Below are 2,786 nucleotides of genomic sequence, written 5' to 3' on the forward strand. Positions count from 1 at the left end.
CTGAATCACTTCGATGTGGCGTAAACGCATGCGTGAAGTCCATGTTCACCAGGTGGGGTCAGACGCTGAATCCTACCCCAAGTCCGCTCGCATGACTTCTGCTCATAACGCTGGGTTATTGAGCGACGGTTGGCTCAGGTTCGCGAATCAGGGTAATGCCTGATTGAACCAGGAGAAACTCGCTGTCACTGACCTTATTGACCCGATCGCCAATAGCCAGTCTGTAAATGGGCTCCGAGCCAGTGGATCCGTCTGCAGACGGGTTCGATTCCTGGAATTCATGCACGGAATAAACGCGGCCTTCCGCATCTCTTGCATGAAACTGACCGACGAGTACTGCTGCCATCTGCTTAGAACCTCTGGAGATAAAACGCTTGATTTGCGGCTTTGTAGACCGTCACCAAGCTCGGTAAGTTTTCCTACAGGAAAAAAATATTCGCCGCGCAGGAAAAACCAATGACCACTGGTGAAAGCGTCACTGGATCATCTATAACTAGCGACTCTTCCCACGGACCATCGAGAGTCATCCATGAGCAATGTCTACAACGTCGCTGTAGTGGTCGGTAGCCTGCGCAAAGCATCGATCAATCGCAAAGTCGCACTGGCCCTCGCCGACCTGGCGCCGGCCAATCTCAAGCTCGAGATTGTCGAAATCGGTGAGCTGCCGCTGTACAACGAAGACATCGACGGCGCTTCTCCGCCGGCAGCCTACAGCACTTTCCGTCAGAAAGTGGCGTCATCCGACGCGGTGCTGTTTGTTACCCCCGAGTACAACCGCTCGATCCCGGCACCGTTGAAGAACGCCATCGACGTCGGTTCACGCCCTTATGGCCAGAGCGCTTGGAGCGGCAAACCCGGTGCGGTGATCAGCGTATCGCCAGGCGCCATCGGTGGCTTCGGCGCTAACCAGCACCTGCGTCAGACATTCGTTTTCCTCGATATCCATTGCCTGCAACAGCCGGAAGCGTATCTGGGGGGTGCGGGCAACGCGTTTGATGAAGCGGGCAAGCTGAGCGACTCGGTGAAACCGTTCCTGCAGAAATTCATCGATGCGTACGGCCAGTTCGTCGAGCAACACAAGAAATAACCGCGTACACAAAACCTGTGGGAGCGAGCTTGCTCGCGAAGGCGTCGTCAGCCGTTGCAAAATTGCTGATTGACCTACCGCTTTCGCGAGCAGGCTCGCTCCCACATTTGTTCGATTTCCACCCGTTTCGCTATTTGAAGGCTTCTGCGAATGCTCGCTGCGTCACTGATTTTCCTGCTGACCATCACTCTCGTCATCTGGCAACCCAAAGGTCTCGGCGTCGGCTGGAGTGCAACGCTGGGCGCCGTGCTGGCGTTGATTTTCGGCGTCGTTCACCTCACGGATATCCCGCTGGTCTGGCAGATCATCTGGAACGCGACCGGCACCTTCGTGGCGCTGATCATCATCAGCCTGTTGCTCGACGAGGCTGGCTTTTTCAATTGGGCAGCGCTGCACGTGGCGCGTTGGGGGCGGGGCAGTGGGCGCAAACTGTTTGCCTTCATGGTGCTGCTTGGTGCGCTGGTCTCTGCGTTGTTCGCCAATGACGGCGCGGCGCTGATTCTCACGCCGATCGTGATTTCGATGCTGTTGGCGTTGCGCTTTTCACCGGCGGCGACGCTGGCCTTCGTCATGGGCGCCGGGTTCATTGCCGACACGGCAAGCCTGCCGCTGGTGGTATCGAACCTGGTCAACATCGTTTCGGCGGATTTCTTCCACATCGGCTTCAACCGCTATGCAGCGGTGATGGTGCCGGTCAACTTCGTCAGCGTGGCGGCGACGCTGGGTATGTTGCTGTGGTTTTTTCGCCGCGACATCCCGGCGGCGTACGATCCTGCACAACTGGAAAACCCGCAAACCGCGATCCACGACAAGGCGACGTTCTATGCCGGTTGGGCGGTGCTGGTGATCCTGTTGATTGGCTGCTTCGCTCTGGAACCGCTGGGCATTCCAATCAGCGCGATTTCTGCCGTGTGCGCCGCGCTGCTGCTGGGCATCGCTGCGCGCGGTCACAAAATCTCCACGCGCAAGGTTATGAAAGAAGCGCCGTGGCAGATCGTGATTTTCTCGCTGGGCATGTACCTGGTGGTGTACGGCCTGCGCAACGCCGGGCTCACCGGTTACCTCGCCGGATGGCTGGATGTGTTCGCCGGCCACGGCGTGTGGGGCGCGGCCATGGGCACCGGGGTGCTGACGGCGCTGCTGTCGTCGATCATGAACAACTTGCCAACCGTACTGATCGGCTTGCTGTCGATTGACGCCAGTCAGGCCAGCGGCGTGATCAAAGAAGCGATGATCTACGCCAACGTCATCGGTAGCGACCTTGGGCCGAAGATCACTCCGATCGGCAGTCTGGCGACCTTGTTGTGGTTGCATGTGCTGGAGCGCAAGGGCATTCACATCGGCTGGGGCTATTACTTCCGCGTCGGGATTGTGCTGACGGTGCCGGTGTTGCTGGTGACGTTGGCGGCGCTGGCGGTGCGGCTTTCGCTGTAGACCCGGGTGGGCCCGATCGCTGGCAAGCCAGCTCCCACAGGATTTGTATTCACCGCGAAACCTGTGGGAGCTGGCTTGCCAGCGATTGGGCCAGTTCAGGCACCACAAATCTCAGGTTTGCCCCGGCACATTCGGCCAAAGATCCGCCACCAGAAACAACCGCTCCGCCTCTTCCCATTCGCCCAAGGCATTCTCGGTCAGGCGCACCATCAACTGCGCCGGGGCCAGTGCTGGCAGGTCTTCCAGCCACAAGCGCAGATGTTCG

General features: G+C 58.7%; 3 protein-coding genes. 2 read left to right on the forward strand and 1 reads right to left on the reverse strand.

The annotated features are described in order from the left end of the window. Nucleotides 1–115 precede the first annotated feature (115 nt). Nucleotides 116–346 (reverse strand): hypothetical protein, encoded by a 231-nt coding sequence (locus tag OQK_RS29510; protein ID WP_016774209.1) that lies wholly within the window; start codon nt 344–346, stop codon nt 116–118. Between the two features lie 183 nt (nt 347–529). Here OQK_RS29510 and OQK_RS21505 point away from each other — a divergent pair, with 183 nt between their 5' ends. Both OQK_RS21505 and OQK_RS21510 read left to right on the forward strand, forming a co-directional pair. After that, a complete protein-coding gene (locus OQK_RS21505; protein WP_016774210.1) occupies nt 530–1,087 on the forward strand; it encodes an NADPH-dependent FMN reductase in 558 nt (185 codons plus the stop codon). A gap of 150 nt (nt 1,088–1,237) precedes the next feature. After that, nucleotides 1,238–2,521 (forward strand): arsenic transporter, encoded by a 1,284-nt coding sequence (locus OQK_RS21510; protein ID WP_016774211.1) that lies wholly within the window; start codon nt 1,238–1,240, stop codon nt 2,519–2,521. Nucleotides 2,522–2,786 lie beyond the last annotated feature (265 nt).

The sequence above is a fragment of the Pseudomonas sp. R62 genome (genome assembly GCF_000257605.1).
GTDB lineage: Bacteria > Pseudomonadota > Gammaproteobacteria > Pseudomonadales > Pseudomonadaceae > Aquipseudomonas > Aquipseudomonas atacamensis.

Bases quoted from the DNA above. Each gene is read 5' to 3' on its own strand.
- OQK_RS29510 (WP_016774209.1), bottom strand. From the start codon at position 346: ATGGCAGCAGTACTCGTCGGTCAGTTTCATGCAAGAGATGCGGAAGGC.
- OQK_RS21505 (WP_016774210.1), top strand. From the start codon at position 530: ATGAGCAATGTCTACAACGTCGCTGTAGTGGTCGGTAGCCTGCGCAAA.
- OQK_RS21510 (WP_016774211.1), top strand. From the start codon at position 1,238: ATGCTCGCTGCGTCACTGATTTTCCTGCTGACCATCACTCTCGTCATC.